This window comes from Microcystis aeruginosa NIES-843 (genome assembly GCF_000010625.1).
Taxonomy (GTDB): Bacteria; Cyanobacteriota; Cyanobacteriia; order Cyanobacteriales; family Microcystaceae; genus Microcystis; species Microcystis aeruginosa.
This window is the reverse complement of the sequence record NC_010296.1, coordinates 4,397,568-4,412,311: the sequence shown is the minus strand read 5'-3', so window position 1 is coordinate 4,412,311 and position 14,744 is coordinate 4,397,568. Positions and strand designations below refer to the sequence as shown.

General features: G+C 42.7%; 12 protein-coding genes, 1 tRNA gene and 1 pseudogene. 4 read left to right on the top strand and 10 right to left on the bottom strand.

Annotated elements, in window-relative coordinates; all coding sequences use genetic code 11:
* Positions 1 to 48 precede the first annotated feature (48 nt).
* The 4 genes from MAE_RS20890 to MAE_RS20875 form a co-directional block, all read right to left on the bottom strand.
* Entirely contained in the window at positions 49 to 666 is a 618-nt protein-coding gene (locus MAE_RS20890; RefSeq protein WP_012267310.1) for a flavin prenyltransferase UbiX, read from the bottom strand.
* Entirely contained in the window at positions 650 to 1,393 is a 744-nt protein-coding gene (locus MAE_RS20885) for a HEAT repeat domain-containing protein (protein WP_012267309.1), read from the bottom strand. Before MAE_RS20885 ends, MAE_RS20890 begins: the two co-directional genes overlap by 17 nt.
* Before the next feature lie 307 nt (positions 1,394 to 1,700).
* Positions 1,701 to 1,773, bottom strand: a tRNA-Phe gene (locus MAE_RS20880).
* Between the two features lie 77 nt (positions 1,774 to 1,850).
* A complete protein-coding gene (locus MAE_RS20875; RefSeq protein WP_012267308.1) occupies positions 1,851 to 4,079 on the bottom strand; it encodes a sensor histidine kinase in 2,229 nt (742 codons plus the stop codon).
* A gap of 413 nt (positions 4,080 to 4,492) precedes the next feature.
* Between MAE_RS20875 and MAE_RS20870 the strand changes: the two genes are divergently transcribed.
* Positions 4,493 to 5,902 (top strand): IS4 family transposase, encoded by a 1,410-nt coding sequence (locus tag MAE_RS20870; protein WP_012263965.1) that lies wholly within the window; start codon positions 4,493 to 4,495, stop codon positions 5,900 to 5,902.
* Between the two features lie 416 nt (positions 5,903 to 6,318).
* Here the strand turns inward: MAE_RS20870 and rpsR are convergent, their stop codons facing one another.
* Positions 6,319 to 6,534, bottom strand: a complete 216-nt coding sequence (rpsR, locus tag MAE_RS20865) for a 30S ribosomal protein S18 (protein WP_002770735.1) — start codon at positions 6,532 to 6,534, stop codon at positions 6,319 to 6,321.
* A 40-nt stretch (positions 6,535 to 6,574) separates the two neighbouring features.
* On the bottom strand, positions 6,575 to 6,769 hold the full coding sequence (rpmG, locus tag MAE_RS30580) for a 50S ribosomal protein L33 (protein WP_002734724.1): 195 nt from the start codon (positions 6,767 to 6,769) through the stop codon (positions 6,575 to 6,577).
* A 278-nt stretch (positions 6,770 to 7,047) separates the two neighbouring features.
* On the opposite strand from rpmG, the pseudogene MAE_RS20855 reads away from it, so the two are divergent.
* Together MAE_RS20855 and MAE_RS35310 are read left to right on the top strand one after the other, a co-directional pair.
* Positions 7,048 to 7,854 (top strand): annotated as a pseudogene (locus tag MAE_RS20855) (IS1634 family transposase); the annotation flags it as partial.
* 1,448 nt (positions 7,855 to 9,302) lie between these two features.
* Positions 9,303 to 10,025, top strand: coding sequence for a PEP-CTERM sorting domain-containing protein (locus MAE_RS35310; protein WP_231859658.1), 723 nt, complete (start codon positions 9,303 to 9,305; stop codon positions 10,023 to 10,025).
* Positions 10,026 to 10,091: 66 nt separating this feature from the next.
* Here MAE_RS35310 and MAE_RS20845 read toward each other — a convergent pair whose 3' ends face one another.
* Both MAE_RS20845 and MAE_RS35875 read right to left on the bottom strand, forming a co-directional pair.
* On the bottom strand, positions 10,092 to 11,135 hold the full coding sequence (locus MAE_RS20845) for an IS630-like element ISMae22 family transposase (RefSeq protein ID WP_012267304.1): 1,044 nt from the start codon (positions 11,133 to 11,135) through the stop codon (positions 10,092 to 10,094).
* 45 nt (positions 11,136 to 11,180) lie between these two features.
* The gene (locus MAE_RS35875; protein ID WP_269453938.1) at positions 11,181 to 11,312 is read right to left on the bottom strand and encodes a hypothetical protein; all 132 of its coding nucleotides are present in this window, start codon (positions 11,310 to 11,312) and stop codon (positions 11,181 to 11,183) included.
* Between the two features lie 182 nt (positions 11,313 to 11,494).
* Between MAE_RS35875 and MAE_RS20840 the strand changes: the two genes are divergently transcribed.
* On the top strand, positions 11,495 to 12,907 hold the full coding sequence (locus tag MAE_RS20840) for a slr1306 family protein (RefSeq protein ID WP_012267303.1): 1,413 nt from the start codon (positions 11,495 to 11,497) through the stop codon (positions 12,905 to 12,907).
* Positions 12,908 to 12,916: 9 nt separating this feature from the next.
* Here MAE_RS20840 and MAE_RS20835 read toward each other — a convergent pair whose 3' ends face one another.
* Both MAE_RS20835 and miaB read right to left on the bottom strand, forming a co-directional pair.
* On the bottom strand, positions 12,917 to 13,303 hold the full coding sequence (locus tag MAE_RS20835) for a DUF2358 domain-containing protein (protein ID WP_012267302.1): 387 nt from the start codon (positions 13,301 to 13,303) through the stop codon (positions 12,917 to 12,919).
* Between the two features lie 64 nt (positions 13,304 to 13,367).
* On the bottom strand, positions 13,368 to 14,708 hold the full coding sequence (miaB, locus tag MAE_RS20830; RefSeq protein ID WP_002759326.1) for a tRNA (N6-isopentenyl adenosine(37)-C2)-methylthiotransferase MiaB: 1,341 nt from the start codon (positions 14,706 to 14,708) through the stop codon (positions 13,368 to 13,370).
* Positions 14,709 to 14,744: the final 36 nt, after the last annotated feature.

Here is a 14,744-nt window from a genome sequence, read left to right as displayed (position 1 = left end):
TAAATTACATCTGATAACTGATAACTGATAACTGATAACTGATAACTGTTAATGTCCTTGCCAGCGATTAATGGCCACACAATCGATATCTAACTGATCGAGGGTACGAGCGATGACAAAATCTACCAAATCCTCGATCGATTGGGGATGGTGATACCATGCCGGTATTGCTGGCACGATTCTAACGCCCGCCTCGGCTAAAGTGGTTAAATTACGCAGATGAATTAAACTAAAGGGGGTTTCTCGCGGCACTAAAACCAATTTTCTGCCCTCCTTAATCTGCACATCGGCCGCCCTTTCTAGCAAATCGGAACTTAATCCCCCCGCTAATTTGGCCACTGTACTCATGCTACAGGGAATAATTACCATACCAAGGGTGCGATAGGAACCACTGGCGATCGTTGCCCCCACATCACCCCAACGATGACAGCGTAATTTTCCCCCTTCCATCACCCCGCATTGGCCGCGCCAAAATTGTTCTTGCAGCTCTGGTTCTGGAGGCATCCGCACATTATCTTCTGCTTGCCAGACAGTGTAAGCTGATTTGGAGGCCACTAGATCGATCGTGTAGTCGGCTAAAAGTAGATATTTGAGAGTACGGACGGCATAAATCAGCCCTGATGCCCCCGTAACGCCCAAAATTAGCGGTTTAGATAATTCCTTCAAGCTCTAATTCCTCGATCAATTGTAATCCTCTCGGGTCGCCCACTTTTAATAAAGCACCCCTGGCATCTTCCTTGACACCTAAATCCTCATCTTCCACCAAGGCCTCGATCAAAGCATCGATCGCCGTGGCATAAATCACATTTAAGGGCAATTCTCGGCATAATTGACCGATCGACCAAGCGCAATTACTCCGCACCGCCGCGATTAAATCTCGGCGCAATCCTTCAATTAAAGGCGGCAAGACGGTGATGATATCTTCATAATTGACCTTGGCAATCTGGGCCAAACTACTGGCAGCCCATAATCGCACCGCCGAAATATCGGTTTTGAGAGCATGAACCAAAGGCTCGATCGCTCTGCGATCACCACAGTTACCTAGGGCCCAAACTACCCCTTTTCTGACGTAACCATTCCAATCTCTGGCCAGTAGCTCGATTAAAGGCTCCACGGCGCTAAGACTGGGATTTCTGCCCAAAGCGTAGGCGACACTGACACGCACTAGGGGACAGACATCGCTTAACATCTCCAGTAAAGGAGCGATCGCTCTTTCGTCACGCAATTCACAAAAGGCGCGGGCCGCGATCATTCTCTCGCTCAGATGATCAGAAGTAAGCAATGAGAGCATTTCCTCTGGATCGGGGGGGATTTCCGCTGCTAGGTCCGGATCGCTCCCATCGAGAGGATTATTTAAGGAGTTGTTAGAGTCTAGGATTTCATTATCGTACATACTTGTTAGATTATCTTAATCCGTGACCGCTTACGTCAAGCCAAAAATCAAAAAGTAGTTGCGGGTTGGGGGGACTTTTCAGTGATCAGTCATCAGTAATCAGTGAACTGAAGGCAAGAGGCAACAGGCAACAGGCAAAAGAAAGAATCTGGCAATTCTCCTACCTAAAAAGAAGGTTATAAACTAAGTACATCAAAGCTTTCAGCTTACCAAATTAGGTTACACTTCATCTTGACGAGAAGGGCTACATTTACAAAACCTAGCAGAATAGGAGGTAAATACAGGGCTAATTTTATTGTTTTTCCGATGCCAAGACGCGGATTTGAACCGCGGACACGAGGATTTTCAGTCCTCTGCTCTACCAACTGAGCTATCTCGGCGTTTTTTTTGTCCTTTCTCAATATAGCACGCCCTCGAAATAATTGCAAGGTTTTTTTCTAAAAAGTTTTCTGCTCGACTAGATTGGCAAGGTGAGGGTAAAAGTGGTGACAGCGTTGGCACTGGTGACATCGATGGTGGCATTCAGGGGTTTAATCAGTTTGCAGACCAAAGCTAAACCTAAACCAGTACCACTGTAGCGCCAGGGATCTTGGCTAGGAATGCGATAAAAAGGGGCAAATATTCTTGATAATTCCTCTGGGGCGATTTCTACTCCTGAATTGCTCACACTAATTAATATTTGCTCATCCGCACGCCTCACATTTACCCTAATTATTCCTCGTTCTGGGGTATATTTAGAAGCATTGGTAAGTAATTCCGCTATTATGCGCTCGATATGACACAGACTGGTGTTAATCTCCGGTATATCCCCATCTATATCTAAAATTAACTGCTGTTGTCGCTCACGGGTGAGATGACGAAAAGGTTCCACTAATAAGGGTAGCCACGAAAGTAAGTCAATTGCTTCGATCGCCGGGGGTTCTGTTTCCGCATCCAGATAGGTTAAAGTCAACAGATCATTAACTAACTTACTCTGACGTTGAGATTCAATGTTAAGAATTTGCAACAGTTGACCGATCGAATCCTGTGGATCGATCTCGATCCCTTGATCTTCTAGGAGACTTTCTAGGGTTTCCACCGCTAGACGAATGCTGGTAATCGGGGTTCGCAGTTCATGGGAAAGGGTTTTCAGGAATTCGCTTTTTAATCTTTCCAGTTTTTCTAGTTCCCTAACTTGTGCTTGGGAAGATTCGTAAAGTCGCGCCTGTCGAATAGCGATCGCACATTCGGTGGCAATATGTTGAATCAAATTAGTTTCTAAGGAGTTAAAAATCTGATTAGCTGGTCGAATTAGCCAAAGATTGCCCAAAAAACCCTGATCGTCAAAGATAGCACAAGCGCAACGGTTAACACGACCAATTTGCGGATTACCAAGGGGAAGACGATCAACAAATTGTAAAATTTGTTTGTGCAGCAGCGGTTGATAGATTTCGGGAAAATCGCTAATTTGACGGGTAATTCCCTGACAGATAAGCTTTTGAGTGGTATATTCGTGGACAATAGTGGCTTGACTGCGACTGGGATCGTAAAGCTCAATTTGGGCGCGTTCTACGGGTAAAACCTGGACTAATTCCCTAGTGGTGGTTTGCAGAATATGGTTTTCATCGAGACTATCGCGAATTTTTTCGGTAATCCGTCCGATTAATGCTTCATACTTCAAACTCATCTGCAATTCGGCGGTTCTTTGCTGAACCTCCGATTCTAGGGCAGTATTCAAGCATTTTACCCGTTGGTGCAGTTCTGCTTGTTGAATGGCAATTCCCACTTGAATGGCTAATTGTTTGAGCAGATCGATTTCTTGGGATTGCCAAGAACGAGTTTTTTGGCAATTTTGGGCAATTAGTAACCCCCAGAGTTGGTTATCACAGATAATCGGCACCACCAAGTTAGCTTGTACTTGCAAAGAGGTTAGTAGGCTGCGATAACAGGGATCAAGTCCCGAATTATGGACATTTTCAATAACTTGAATTCTCCCGCGACGATAATTTTCCAGACGTTCTGGGGATAAATTAAAACAGGGATCCTGTATCCTGTTTCCTAAGACAGAATTAATCCTCGCAGTATGGGATTCCACCACAATCATGCCACTATGATCGGGGAATAAACGATAAATTAACACTCGATCGCAGTTGAGAAATTGTCGCACTTCTTTAACAGTTCTTTGCAAAATGCGATCAAGATCCAACGATTGCCGGATTCTTTCCTGCATTACCCCCAGTAGTTGTTCTCGTTCTGCTTGTAATCTTAAAGCTTCTTCGGCCTGTTTGCGTTCGGTGATATTGGTACTGGTTCCCACTAAACGATAGATGCGCGCATTGTTATCCCGTAGGGGTGTTAAAGTTGTTAGCCACCAGTAGGGTATATTTTGAAAAGGTAAATACTGTTCGTAGGAAATAGTCGTTCCGTAACGTACACAATCACTATAGTGTTGCCGCACACTACGCGCATCATCGGGGGGAAGGATCTGTTCGGGAGTTTTGCCTTTAATATCTGATGAGCGCAGTCCTGTCCAGCGTTCATGAACGGGGTTGGCCCCCACATAGCGAAAATCTCTATTTTCCAGCACGTCCACCACAAAAATCGACGCTTGCACGGAATTAAATATACTACGCAGAAACTGCTCGGAATCCTCCTCTTGTAGCTGTCCATCTAACTCGGTATCGATTGCTGATGGCTGCTTTTCCATAAGAGCCTCCCATTGTGCTAATTGGTGGATTTGGATCGATAATCACAAAATCGTTGGCTACTCCTAGAGCGATTTAATTATTTTTTAAGATTCTCGCACGAATTTTCCTATCCGCTGCCGATTTCGATATATTTCTTTGCAAAAACGAGAAAGCAACCCCAATATACTGAGATCGCTTATCAGTTATCAGTTATCAGTGACCAGTTATCAGTGATCAGGTTTAAGTTTTAAGTTAAGTAGCTGGTTATAATTAAATTAAAAATGGATTTTAGGTTCGATCCCCCCTGCCCCCCTTGATAAGCTATCCATTAGTCGGATCTTTCTTAACAAAAAGAGAAGAAACTTAAAAAAAGGGGAAACGATTGATAGGTATAGTTTTGAAAGAAGGAATTAAGGTGGAGGTAAGCAAAAAAATGGAGAAATGGGCAGCCCAAGAATTACAGTATGCAGACCTAGGGGACACCAGAAGAAAGAAAAGGTTAATCAGTATCGTGGAAAACTTGGCCAGTCAACCTAGTACAAGTGTGCCACAAGCTTCAGGAAATCTAGCCGCAGCGAGTGCCACCTACGACTTTTGGAATTCCCCCTATTTTCACCCCTCAGATATAATTGCCGCCCAGGCCAAAAGTACAGTAGAAAGAATCAAAGAACATCCAATAGTTTTGGCAGTGCAAGACACAACAAGTTTAGACTTTACGACGCAAAAAGCCAAAAAAGGCATGGGTTATCTAGATTATAAAAAATCCTTTGGTCTCAAAGTTCATACCACCTTAGGAGTGTCCCCAGTCGGAATACCTTTAGGACTGATTAATCAATATGTCTGGGCAAGAGAAGAAAAGAATTTAGGGATTGCCAAGCAACGCAAAAAAAGAGAAACCCAAGAAAAAGAAAGTCAAAGATGGTTAGATTCTTTGTCAGAAACACAACAACAGATACCCGAAGATATTCAAGTAGTAACAATCGGAGATTGTGAGGCAGACATATTTGATTTATTTGCCCAATCAAGAAGTCCTAACTCTCATTTATTAATTCGAGGAACTCATAACCGAAAAGTTAACTATCTCGAAGACAAGCAAAGGTCAGGGCATTCAGAGCCTAAATATTTACATCAATCCATCAGAGAAATAAAAGCCTGTGGGACCTTAGATGTGCAAGTAAAACGCAATCCTAATCACGAGGCTAGACTAGCTAAACTAACAGTTAGATTTGCCAGTTTTGAAATACAAGTACCTAGCCATCACTCCAAGGCGACCCCTCGTCAACCGGTCAAATTACAGGTAATTTTAGCTGAAGAAGAAAATCCGCATAGCGGAGTTAATCCTATCAGTTGGCTGCTCTTAACTAGCCTAGACATTAGTAGCTTTGAATCAGCGATAACCTGTGTGCGCTGGTATAGTTATCGCTGGTTAATAGAACGCTATCATTTTGTTTTAAAAAGTGGTTGTGGATTAGAAAAACTGCAATTAGAAACGGGTAGGAGAATTGAGATGGCCTTAGCTACCTATTCAATTGTAGCTTGGAGATTACTTTGGTTAACCTATCAAGCACGCTTACACGGAGAGGAGAGTTGTGAAAGTTTTTTGGAAGAACATGAATGGCAATCTTTGTGTGCCACTATTCATAAAAAGAGTCCGCCACCTGAAAAGCCGCCCTCCTTTCGAGAAGCGGTCAGAATGATTGCTTCTCTTGGGGGGTTTTTAGGTAGAAAAGGTGACGGTGAACCTGGTGTTAAAACTATTTGGTTGGGACTGCGAAGGTTACATGATATCAGCCAGACTTGGAAACTATCTCATCAAATTAGTCCCCCTATAGAACCCCCTTGAGCCATCTGGCACACTTTTCTCTTTTTGTCAAATTTTATGTTAAGAAAGATGTGACTAATGGATAGCTTGATAAGGGGGGCGCCGATAGGCGGGGGGTTCCCCCCTTAATCCCCCCTTGATAAGGGGGCATCTGACAACTTTTAACGCCTACCTACTTAAGTAGGTAGATACAATTAATTAAACATATCTAACTACCTCTTCCATAAGTGCTTGACATCCTCACCAAGAAGTTAATTTTGTGCTATTACTTATCAAATACAGCGTTTCTTATCAAGAGGAAGCATAACCTAATTTGGCATCGACGACCGGCTCTCCAAAAGGAGAACCTCCTACCCCACCATTAGGATAACTGTTTTAATTAGCCAATTATTTTCAGTGATCACTGTTCACTGATTACTGATCACTGATCACTAAATTTAGGCTTCTTGGTTGACAAAAGGCAATAAAGCCATTAAACGGGCCCGTTTCACCGCTTCAGTTAAATCTCGCTGTTGTTTAGAAGTTAAACCGGTGATACGTCTAGGCAGAATTTTGCCGCGTTCGGTGATGAATTTGCGGAGGAGTTCGGTGTCTTTGTAGTCAATCGGTTGACTGGGGGAAATGGGAGAGAGACGTTTACGATAGTAGCTCATAGATTTGTAAAGATTGCTTGACTTTTTAACTAAAGTGTGTTTACTTAATTTCCTTGTGGACGGTGTGCTTATTGCAGTGGGGACAGTATTTCTTGATTTCCAGTCTGCCGGTGGTATTGCGACGGTTTTTGCTGGTGGTGTAGCGAGAAACGCCGGGGGTACGCTTATCGGGATTACTGCGGCATTCCGTGCATTCTACAGTGATGATCAGGCGAACGCCTTTTTTACTAGCCATAACAACAGGGGATCGGGTAAATTTACACGCAATCGATCATTATGACATATCTGGGGCTTTTTAGGCAAGAGCGGCCGGGGCAACGCAGGGAATTGGGGAGCATCTCACTTACGCGATAAGTAATTATACTTAGCCTAAAAGCCACTCTTAATCGTGTCTTGGAACGAAATAGAGGCTTTTAAAGACTGCGTACATGGAGAATTAAAACAAGAATTACCCTCGAAAAGCCTATTTTTCCACTAAGTATTTATGCTCATTGCAAAGGTGAGATGCTCCCGGAAACCATCTCTAACTATGGGGGGATAGAACAAAGATGGTTGCTAGTTGAAAGTCAAGCTAGACAAGAATCAGACTTGAAAAAATTAGAGAAAAAAATCGAGCAGGAAAAGAATTCTGCCCAAGAAAAAATCCGGCAACTATCCCGAAGAGAATTTGAGAATAGAGCGGTGGCGTTGGCGATAGCCAAAGGATTATCTGACTCCTTAAAATCTCATCAGTTAACGGAGATTAAAGTCAATCTCATTCCGCCTGAGTCCCAGGGGTCAAAACTCAAATCAAAAGACGATTTACCCTCTCAAAGCTATCAAGTTCAAGCCGAATTAGAGTTGAATTTGGCAGCGATTGAGAGGCTAAAGAAACGAGCAGGACGATTCGTTTTAGCAACTAACGATTTGGAGAAAAAACGATTGAGCAGTGAGGATATACTCAAAAAATATAAGGGGCAACAAGCTCCAGAAAGAGGATTTTCTTTTCTCAAAGACCCCTGCTTTTTTGCTGACAGTGTCTTTCTCAAATCTCCCCATAGAATCGAGGTCATGGCCATGCTCATGGGCTTGTGCCTGCTGGTTTATACTATTGGTCAAAGACAACTTCGTTTAAGTTTAAAACAGCAGGAGACGGGACTGAAAAATCCGTTGGGTAAGTTAACTGACCGACCGACGTTACGCTGGATATTTCAGTGCTTTCAAGGGATTCATCTCCTACGTATTCAAGACAATCAAAAGATTAGCAACTTAACGGATGAGAGGCGCAACATTTTGAGATTTTTTCCCAAACCTTGCCAGGAATATTATCTCTTATCTTGACCAGATGGATTGACTTCAAGGGGTGACAAAACTTAAGCACTACTCGAACATCTCGACGCTAGATGTTAAGTCTGATTGCCCAGCCATTCTCAACAAGCACTGTTTATTGAGAATGACCGGGGGAACTCTGAAATTTTCGGCTTAGTTGCCGGCAGCTTGCCGCCAACTCACTCCTCTAGATAAGTATTTTGACTCACGCCCCTTCCTCTTTTGAGACGTTGTGACACTTAGGGTGCGGAATGTGGGTTAAGAATAGGGGGCCGGGTAAGCAACCGCTTAAAAAACCCAGTCATCGCCGGATGAACGCACCTTGAAAACCAGAGTTATGGGGTTCTCTAGGGGAATGCTCCTATAGGTAAAAGCTCTAAGCGTCAAGTACCAGAGAAACCAAGTATTTTAGAGGTTTTGAACTGTATCGTAGGGGCCACCGAGAACAGGCTTCTGTAAGGTCGCGAAAGTCTGAGGAGAGAACCACCTCTGGGTGGGATTTCGCCAGGAATCTAATTCAAGTGGACTCGTTGAGCCAGAAATTCACAGCAGTGATGCTAGAAGAATCCACGTCCGTTTACGGCGTGGAGTATGTCAATGTAGGGATGAATTGCCTTTCTCCGGTTTTCCCCGTTAGGGAGTTGATTGCCATCGAACTCCAGTTTTGACTGTCAAAACTGTTAAGTTTTATACATTGTACCTCTCTTGATTAAGTTTTGTAAAGAATTGAGAGATTTTTTTTTTGAACTAGAGCCTGTTTATTTGTCCAACTTTCACCAAATATCTTGGGTATATTTGTCAAGTTTTGGGTAGTTATCTTCAATAAAAACTGCTATAAATTGGACAAAAAATAGATAAATATTGCCGAAAAATTTGGTTCTTCGGTTTGTCTTATGCAACGTACAGGATTATAAGGAATGAAACTCTTATAGAGAAAGACATTTGGCGATTTTTGTCAATTGTTTTTGATCTAGAGCGAACTAATCAATTAAATCTCTTGCCAGATAAGGATTGAGTCGATTTATGCCCCCCTATCGAACCATACCAAGTCCCGAAGAGCCATAATTTTCTAAAACACAGGGTAAGCGAAGCGCATCTTAACAATCCTTAACAAAATGAACTTGATTTATGTGAGTTGCTTACCCAGAGGGTGATTCAGGCATATTTGAGGAGAATTTGCCATCTCAATTGTTAAGCAAAAATCGACCAAATGTTAAGAGTTCCTAACTGTTTTAATTGACTGGTATCGCTTGAAATGCCCACACAGCAGGGGGATGACCAAATTGGTCAATGGTCAATAGCGTTTGAGATGGGCTCACCCTATTCTAAAACACTTGTTTTTTTTGAAAAGTTTTGCTATAATTCTTTCAAGTCGCAAAAGAAGTTATCAGCGAGCTTAACGCTTGCTTAACTTCTTTTGATGGCTATAGTACACACAATTAACGATGCATAATTCAGTTATGTTGACAACCAACAAATTAACCAAAATCCTTTCTGGTGTAGCCACCCTCGGTATCGCCACCGCTATCGCCGCTCCTGCTCAAGCTGCCAATTTTACCGCTCCACTCGATCCAATGGGCCGGGGTATGGTCGATGCTAAGCTTGTCGACATTGCTGGGCCAGGGTATGGTCTTTCTATTGGCGGTATGGACTATCATTCCGTTACGCTAGGCGACAAAGTGTTCTCCGATTTCAGCGTTGTTGCCGATGTTGCTGCCGGCGATAACCTAAAATTCCTCTTGATTGGCGGTGTTTGGACTGTACAATACCGTCCAGCGGGCCTGGGTCGTGATCAAGGTCAATTGCACTACCAAGTCGCTACTGCCGACCCCACGGTGTATTTCGACTCTGTTTCATTCGATACAGATGTATCTGGAATGGGGGGGACGTATAAGGCTACCAAGGAGATTAAAACCCTGGGAGGTACTTCGCTTCTAACCCTAGAATCCATAAACGGCTCTGAGGACACGGGCAGTCTTGCGAGTGCCATGGTTCAAGGCATCAAAGTGATCGATACATATGGGGTCATCAGCAACGGTGGCATGTCTCTGCTGCAATCTTCCACTAACAACTTCACATCCCCATGTTTATGTGGTCCCAGAGTCCCCGAACCGGGTACTATCCTCGGACTTCTGGCAGTGGGTGGTTTAGGAATGGTTTCCCGCTTCAAGAAACAAAAATAACAGTTACCAATGTCTTGCACACATTGATAACTGTGACGTTGAACAAGAATAGCTAAAGGTTATACTTTAGACGTTCATAATCTGAGATTTATTAAACTTCTGAAATCGTAGAGTCAGCAAGGAATCCAGTTCTTTTTTATGTTTCAAATGGGCATCATTCAAACATTCATAAATGGCTGAAGAAAAGTCAGAAAAGTTTTCATAATATTTACCATATAAACATTTCTTTTTGACAAATTTCCACAGCCTTTCAATTAAATTTAGATTAGGTGAATAAGACGGCAGATAGAGCAGTTCTATTGACAAAGAAAGAGCTAATTCTTCAACAATTTTACATTTTTGATAGCGGGCATTATCTAAGACTAGAGTGATGGGAATCATTAGTCCTAAAGCAGCTATTTTTGACCGGAGTTCACAGACTTGAGTTGCCGTAATATAAGTGTCATTCGTAACCAGAATAACTTCATGAGTTATTGCATTTAATGCTCCTAAAACATTGAAGCGTTTACGCCCGCTCGGTGACTTAACAAAAAGTCTCTCAAAACACCAAACAAAACCGAGAAATGCTCCCATGACGAAGTGAGCGGCATCAACAAAAAAAACAGCCCTTTTTCCTTCTTTAGCCTCATTTAGTCTGGGTTCTAGCTTTTTTTCTTTGTATTCTTCTTGTTCATCTGGGTCAGCTTTAGAAGGAAGAGAACCTATTTTTAAACATTTCATTCCCAAGGATTTTAAGAATTTTCTCACTTGGGTAGGACTTCGTTTTATTCCTGTCAATTCTTCTCTTCTATATACAGCTTCATTTATTGTGGCTGGTGGATTTTTCTCGAAATATTTTTTGAGCGTTTCTCTTTGAGACTCTAATTCACTTTTAGGGCGATAGAAGTTGATTTCTTTTAATTTTTCTATTCCGCCCTCTTGATAATCTCGAAGATAGGTTAATAAGGTATTTGGCGAGATTCCTGCTAACTGACAAATTTTTTGGTGCGGTATCTTTTGGCTTTTTAACCAGAGAACTTCCATCTTCAGTTGAACCCGGGGATGGGGATGATGAAATCTTTCATAATACAGTGAGTTCTTTTCTTCTTCCGTGAATTCTAGGTTAATCATGTTTTTAATGAGTGCTTTGCTTCTAATTATGACTCTTAAACTATATTATTGTCCTTGAGTAAAAAATGCAAGTTGTAGCCGTGCAAAGTATAGTTGTTCTTCTGGGGTATTATCGACTAGAATTTGAGCAATGGCTTTTAAATGTTGATCTAGTTGTTCTTTTTGGTCTGTATTCATGATTCTACCGTTTAATTGTTTCTCTTTATTTTGCCTTAGCTAACGTTTTTAGTCTCTAAGCATTTATACTTATGGCAAAATTGGGATGCTCCCGGGAATTGTCGGCTAAAAAGTTCAGTTTGGGATGAAATCCAGCACAAAAAAGCTAGAATAATCAGAGCAGTTGGCGAGGATGAGGAAAAATGACGGTAAGATTGGGTAAACCGATTTTAGTGACGGGGATAGGCATTACCATCGCTTTCACCCTGGGGGAAAGTCTCAATAGTACACTGAGCGAAATTGGTTCCTGGGGTATTTTCGGTGCGATTGCTCTTGGTGCCGGTATCTGGTTTTGGCAAAAACCCAACTCGAAAATAGATTTTCCCCCCCCCACTCCCCTGAGTCTAGAAAAGGTTAAACAAGGGATTAGCAAGGCCGAGAAGATAATTAATTATCTGGCCAAAGAAGACCCCCATCAAGACTTAACCCCACTGAAAACCACTTTAACCCAATTAAACCAAGAATTTAGTCGCCAAGACCTGAAAATTGCCATTACCGGTGCGAGAAAAACTGGTAAAACTGCCTTAAAAAAACTACTAGAAAGCGGCAACTTTGGGGAATCTATCGCTTTTCTGGAAACGGAACCGCTTCTAACTTTCGATTCCACCGCTAACCAGAAAAAGTCCCTAGCAGCCGACTTAGTTTTGTATCTGATCAATGGGGATTTAACCGATTCCGAATGGCAAATCCTCCAGCAATTCGATCGAATGCACCAGCGTGTTATCCTGTTACTGAATAAACAGGATCGCTTACCCGCCGAAACCAGAGAAGAAATACTCCTTTCCCTAAAACAAAGACTGAAAGAAACTATTCCTGCTCATCATATTTTAGCCATAGCCGCTGCCCCCGAACCCCTAAAAGTTCGTCAACATCAAAGCAATGGAGAAATCAAGGAATGGACGGAACCCCAAACCGTGGTTATCGCTCCTTTAGACAATCATCTCCGACAAATTATCGAACAAGAAAAGTCCGAATTAGTTCTGGGAACTATCTGGAGACAAGCGCTCGAATTAGTCAAGGAAACCAAACAATTACTTAATCAATCCCGACGCAAAAAGGCTTTACCTGTTATCGAACAATACCAATGGATAGCCGCTACTGCCACTTTTGCTAATCCTCTCGCAGCCCTAGATTTAGTTTTAGCGGCAGCCACTAACGCTCAAATGTTAGTGGATTTAGGGGCAATTTATCAACAAAAAATGTCCCTCGAACAAGCAAAAACAGCCATGACTACCCTGGGGAAAATGATGGTACAATTGGGCATGGTAGAGGTGACAACCCAGGCATTGGGAACGATTCTCAAGGGAAATGCGATTACTTATATTGCCGGTGGTACAGTGCAGGGAATTGGAGCAGCCTATCTAACTCGTTTAGCTGGTTTAAGTTTAGTTGAATATTTCCAAGAACAGGAAATTAACGAGCAACTGAATAATGATTGGAATTGGACGAGTTTGCAGGATAAAGTTAAACAGGTCTGGGAACAAAATCAGCGCCTAGCATTTTTACAGGATTTTGTCAAGCAAACGAGCGCTCGTTGGTCGGCATTTTCTGGTTAAAAAATCTAGTTAAGAACCGGGAAAAGGTAAATGCTGACGCAGCACATCCCAGCGCGAACAATCCCAATAATCGATATGAGAAATAATCAGATTATTGTCATCGAGAGTTAATTCACTGCGTCCAGAAATAGCGATACGAGGCCGCCAAGGTAAAGGAGTTATCCAGTGCAATGTCCAACGGGTATTAATAATATTTCCCTGCTGTTCAATTGCGTGGACATCCATCTTGATAGCTTGGAACCATTGACTCATAAAACCAATCATTTCCCGATAGCGTTTAATCCCCCGAAATTGATTGAGAGGGTCTTGAAAATAAACGTTATCAGCATAAATGTCATAGGTTTGATCGAGGGGAAATCTTTGATAATCTTGCTGCAAAATAGCGATAATATCCATAAAGTACCCAATTATTCCCGATAGCTATTGCCTTTTTTCACTGCTGAGGGGTCACTGTGAACTATTAAAAGATCACTCCCGTCAAACTAAAGGGACGGACTTCGGTAATTTTAACCTTAACAAATTTGCCTCGCAATTCCTCAATATCTCCCGTAAAGAAAGTTAAGCGATTGCCTCTAGTTCTTCCCATAACTTGACTAGCATCTTTAGGGTTAACGTCTTCCACTAAAATTTCCTCAATTCTGCCTAAATATCTTTGGGAACGTTCAGCGGCTTTTGTGGCCACTAAATGATTTAATCTTTGTAAGCGATCGCTTTTTACCTGCTCACTTAATTGATCATCCCAAATAGCGGCAGGAGTTCCGGGACGGGGAGAATAGGCCGCCGTATTTAATTGATCAAAACCAATCTCATCGACTAATTTTAAAGTATTCTCGAACTGTGCCTCTGTTTCTCCGGGGAATCCGACAATCGCATCGGCACTAATGGCAGCATCCGGCATTAAATCGCGAATATTAGCAATAATTTGTCGGTATTTTTCCTGAGTATAGCCCCGTTTCATGGCCTTGAGGATATCATTATCCCCCGATTGAAAAGGGATATGAAAATGTTCACAAACTTTAGGTAATTCCTGACAAGCTTTAATCAAACGTTCGGTAAAATAGCGGGGGTGACTGGTGGCAAAACGGAGACGTTCAATGCCGGCCACATCGTGAACGTAGTAGAGTAAATCGGTAAAATTGTGCAGATGTCGGCCGCTTGCCGTCACTCCGGGTAAATCCCGTCCGTAGGCATCGATATTTTGACCTAAAAGGGTGATTTCTTGATAACCCTGTTGTCCTAATTGTGCCATTTCTGCTCGAATTGCCGCAGGAGTGCGAGATTGTTCCACCCCGCGCACCCCCGGAACCACACAATAGGTACAGCGTTCATTGCAACCATAGATGACGTTCACCCAAGCGGTAATATTACTATCCCGGCGCGGTTTGGTGATATCTTCCATGATGTGGATGGGTTCGGTGGCCACCACCTGGGAACCGTCAAAAACTTGTTGTAATAAGTCTCCCAAGCGGTTTGCGTGTTGGGGACCGATAATTAAATCCACTTCGGGAACCCGTCTTAATAATTGTTCCCCTTCCTGTTGGGCCACGCAGCCAGCGACAATTAAAGTAAGATCGGGTTGAGTTTGTTTGCGTTTAGCCTGTCTACCGAGATAGGAATACACCTTCTGTTCGGCATTATCGCGAATTGTACAGGTATTGTAGAGGATTAAATCGGCTTCGTTGGCATCCTCAGACCATTGAAACCCCAAATCTTCTAAAATACCCGCCATGCGTTCGGAGTCAGCTTTATTCATCTGACAACCAAAGGTGGTGATATGGTAACGACGTGGGGACTTATTCATGATGCTGGCTACAGAAACAAGAGTGCAGGTTTCTAT

Excerpts from the sequence above, each read along its gene's own strand:
- MAE_RS20840 (WP_012267303.1), top strand. The coding sequence starts at position 11,495 with ATGACGGTAAGATTGGGTAAACCGATTTTAGTGACGGGGATAGGCATT.
- MAE_RS35875 (WP_269453938.1), bottom strand. The coding sequence starts at position 11,312 with ATGAATACAGACCAAAAAGAACAACTAGATCAACATTTAAAAGCCATT.
- miaB (WP_002759326.1), bottom strand. The coding sequence starts at position 14,708 with ATGAATAAGTCCCCACGTCGTTACCATATCACCACCTTTGGTTGTCAG.
- MAE_RS35310 (WP_231859658.1), top strand. The coding sequence starts at position 9,303 with ATGTTGACAACCAACAAATTAACCAAAATCCTTTCTGGTGTAGCCACC.
- rpmG (WP_002734724.1), bottom strand. The coding sequence starts at position 6,769 with ATGGCTAGTAAAAAAGGCGTTCGCCTGATCATCACTGTAGAATGCACG.
- rpsR (WP_002770735.1), bottom strand. The coding sequence starts at position 6,534 with ATGAGCTACTATCGTAAACGTCTCTCTCCCATTTCCCCCAGTCAACCG.
- MAE_RS20845 (WP_012267304.1), bottom strand. The coding sequence starts at position 11,135 with ATGATTAACCTAGAATTCACGGAAGAAGAAAAGAACTCACTGTATTAT.
- MAE_RS20885 (WP_012267309.1), bottom strand. The coding sequence starts at position 1,393 with ATGTACGATAATGAAATCCTAGACTCTAACAACTCCTTAAATAATCCT.
- MAE_RS20875 (WP_012267308.1), bottom strand. The coding sequence starts at position 4,079 with ATGGAAAAGCAGCCATCAGCAATCGATACCGAGTTAGATGGACAGCTA.
- MAE_RS20835 (WP_012267302.1), bottom strand. The coding sequence starts at position 13,303 with ATGGATATTATCGCTATTTTGCAGCAAGATTATCAAAGATTTCCCCTC.
- MAE_RS20870 (WP_012263965.1), top strand. The coding sequence starts at position 4,493 with ATGGAGAAATGGGCAGCCCAAGAATTACAGTATGCAGACCTAGGGGAC.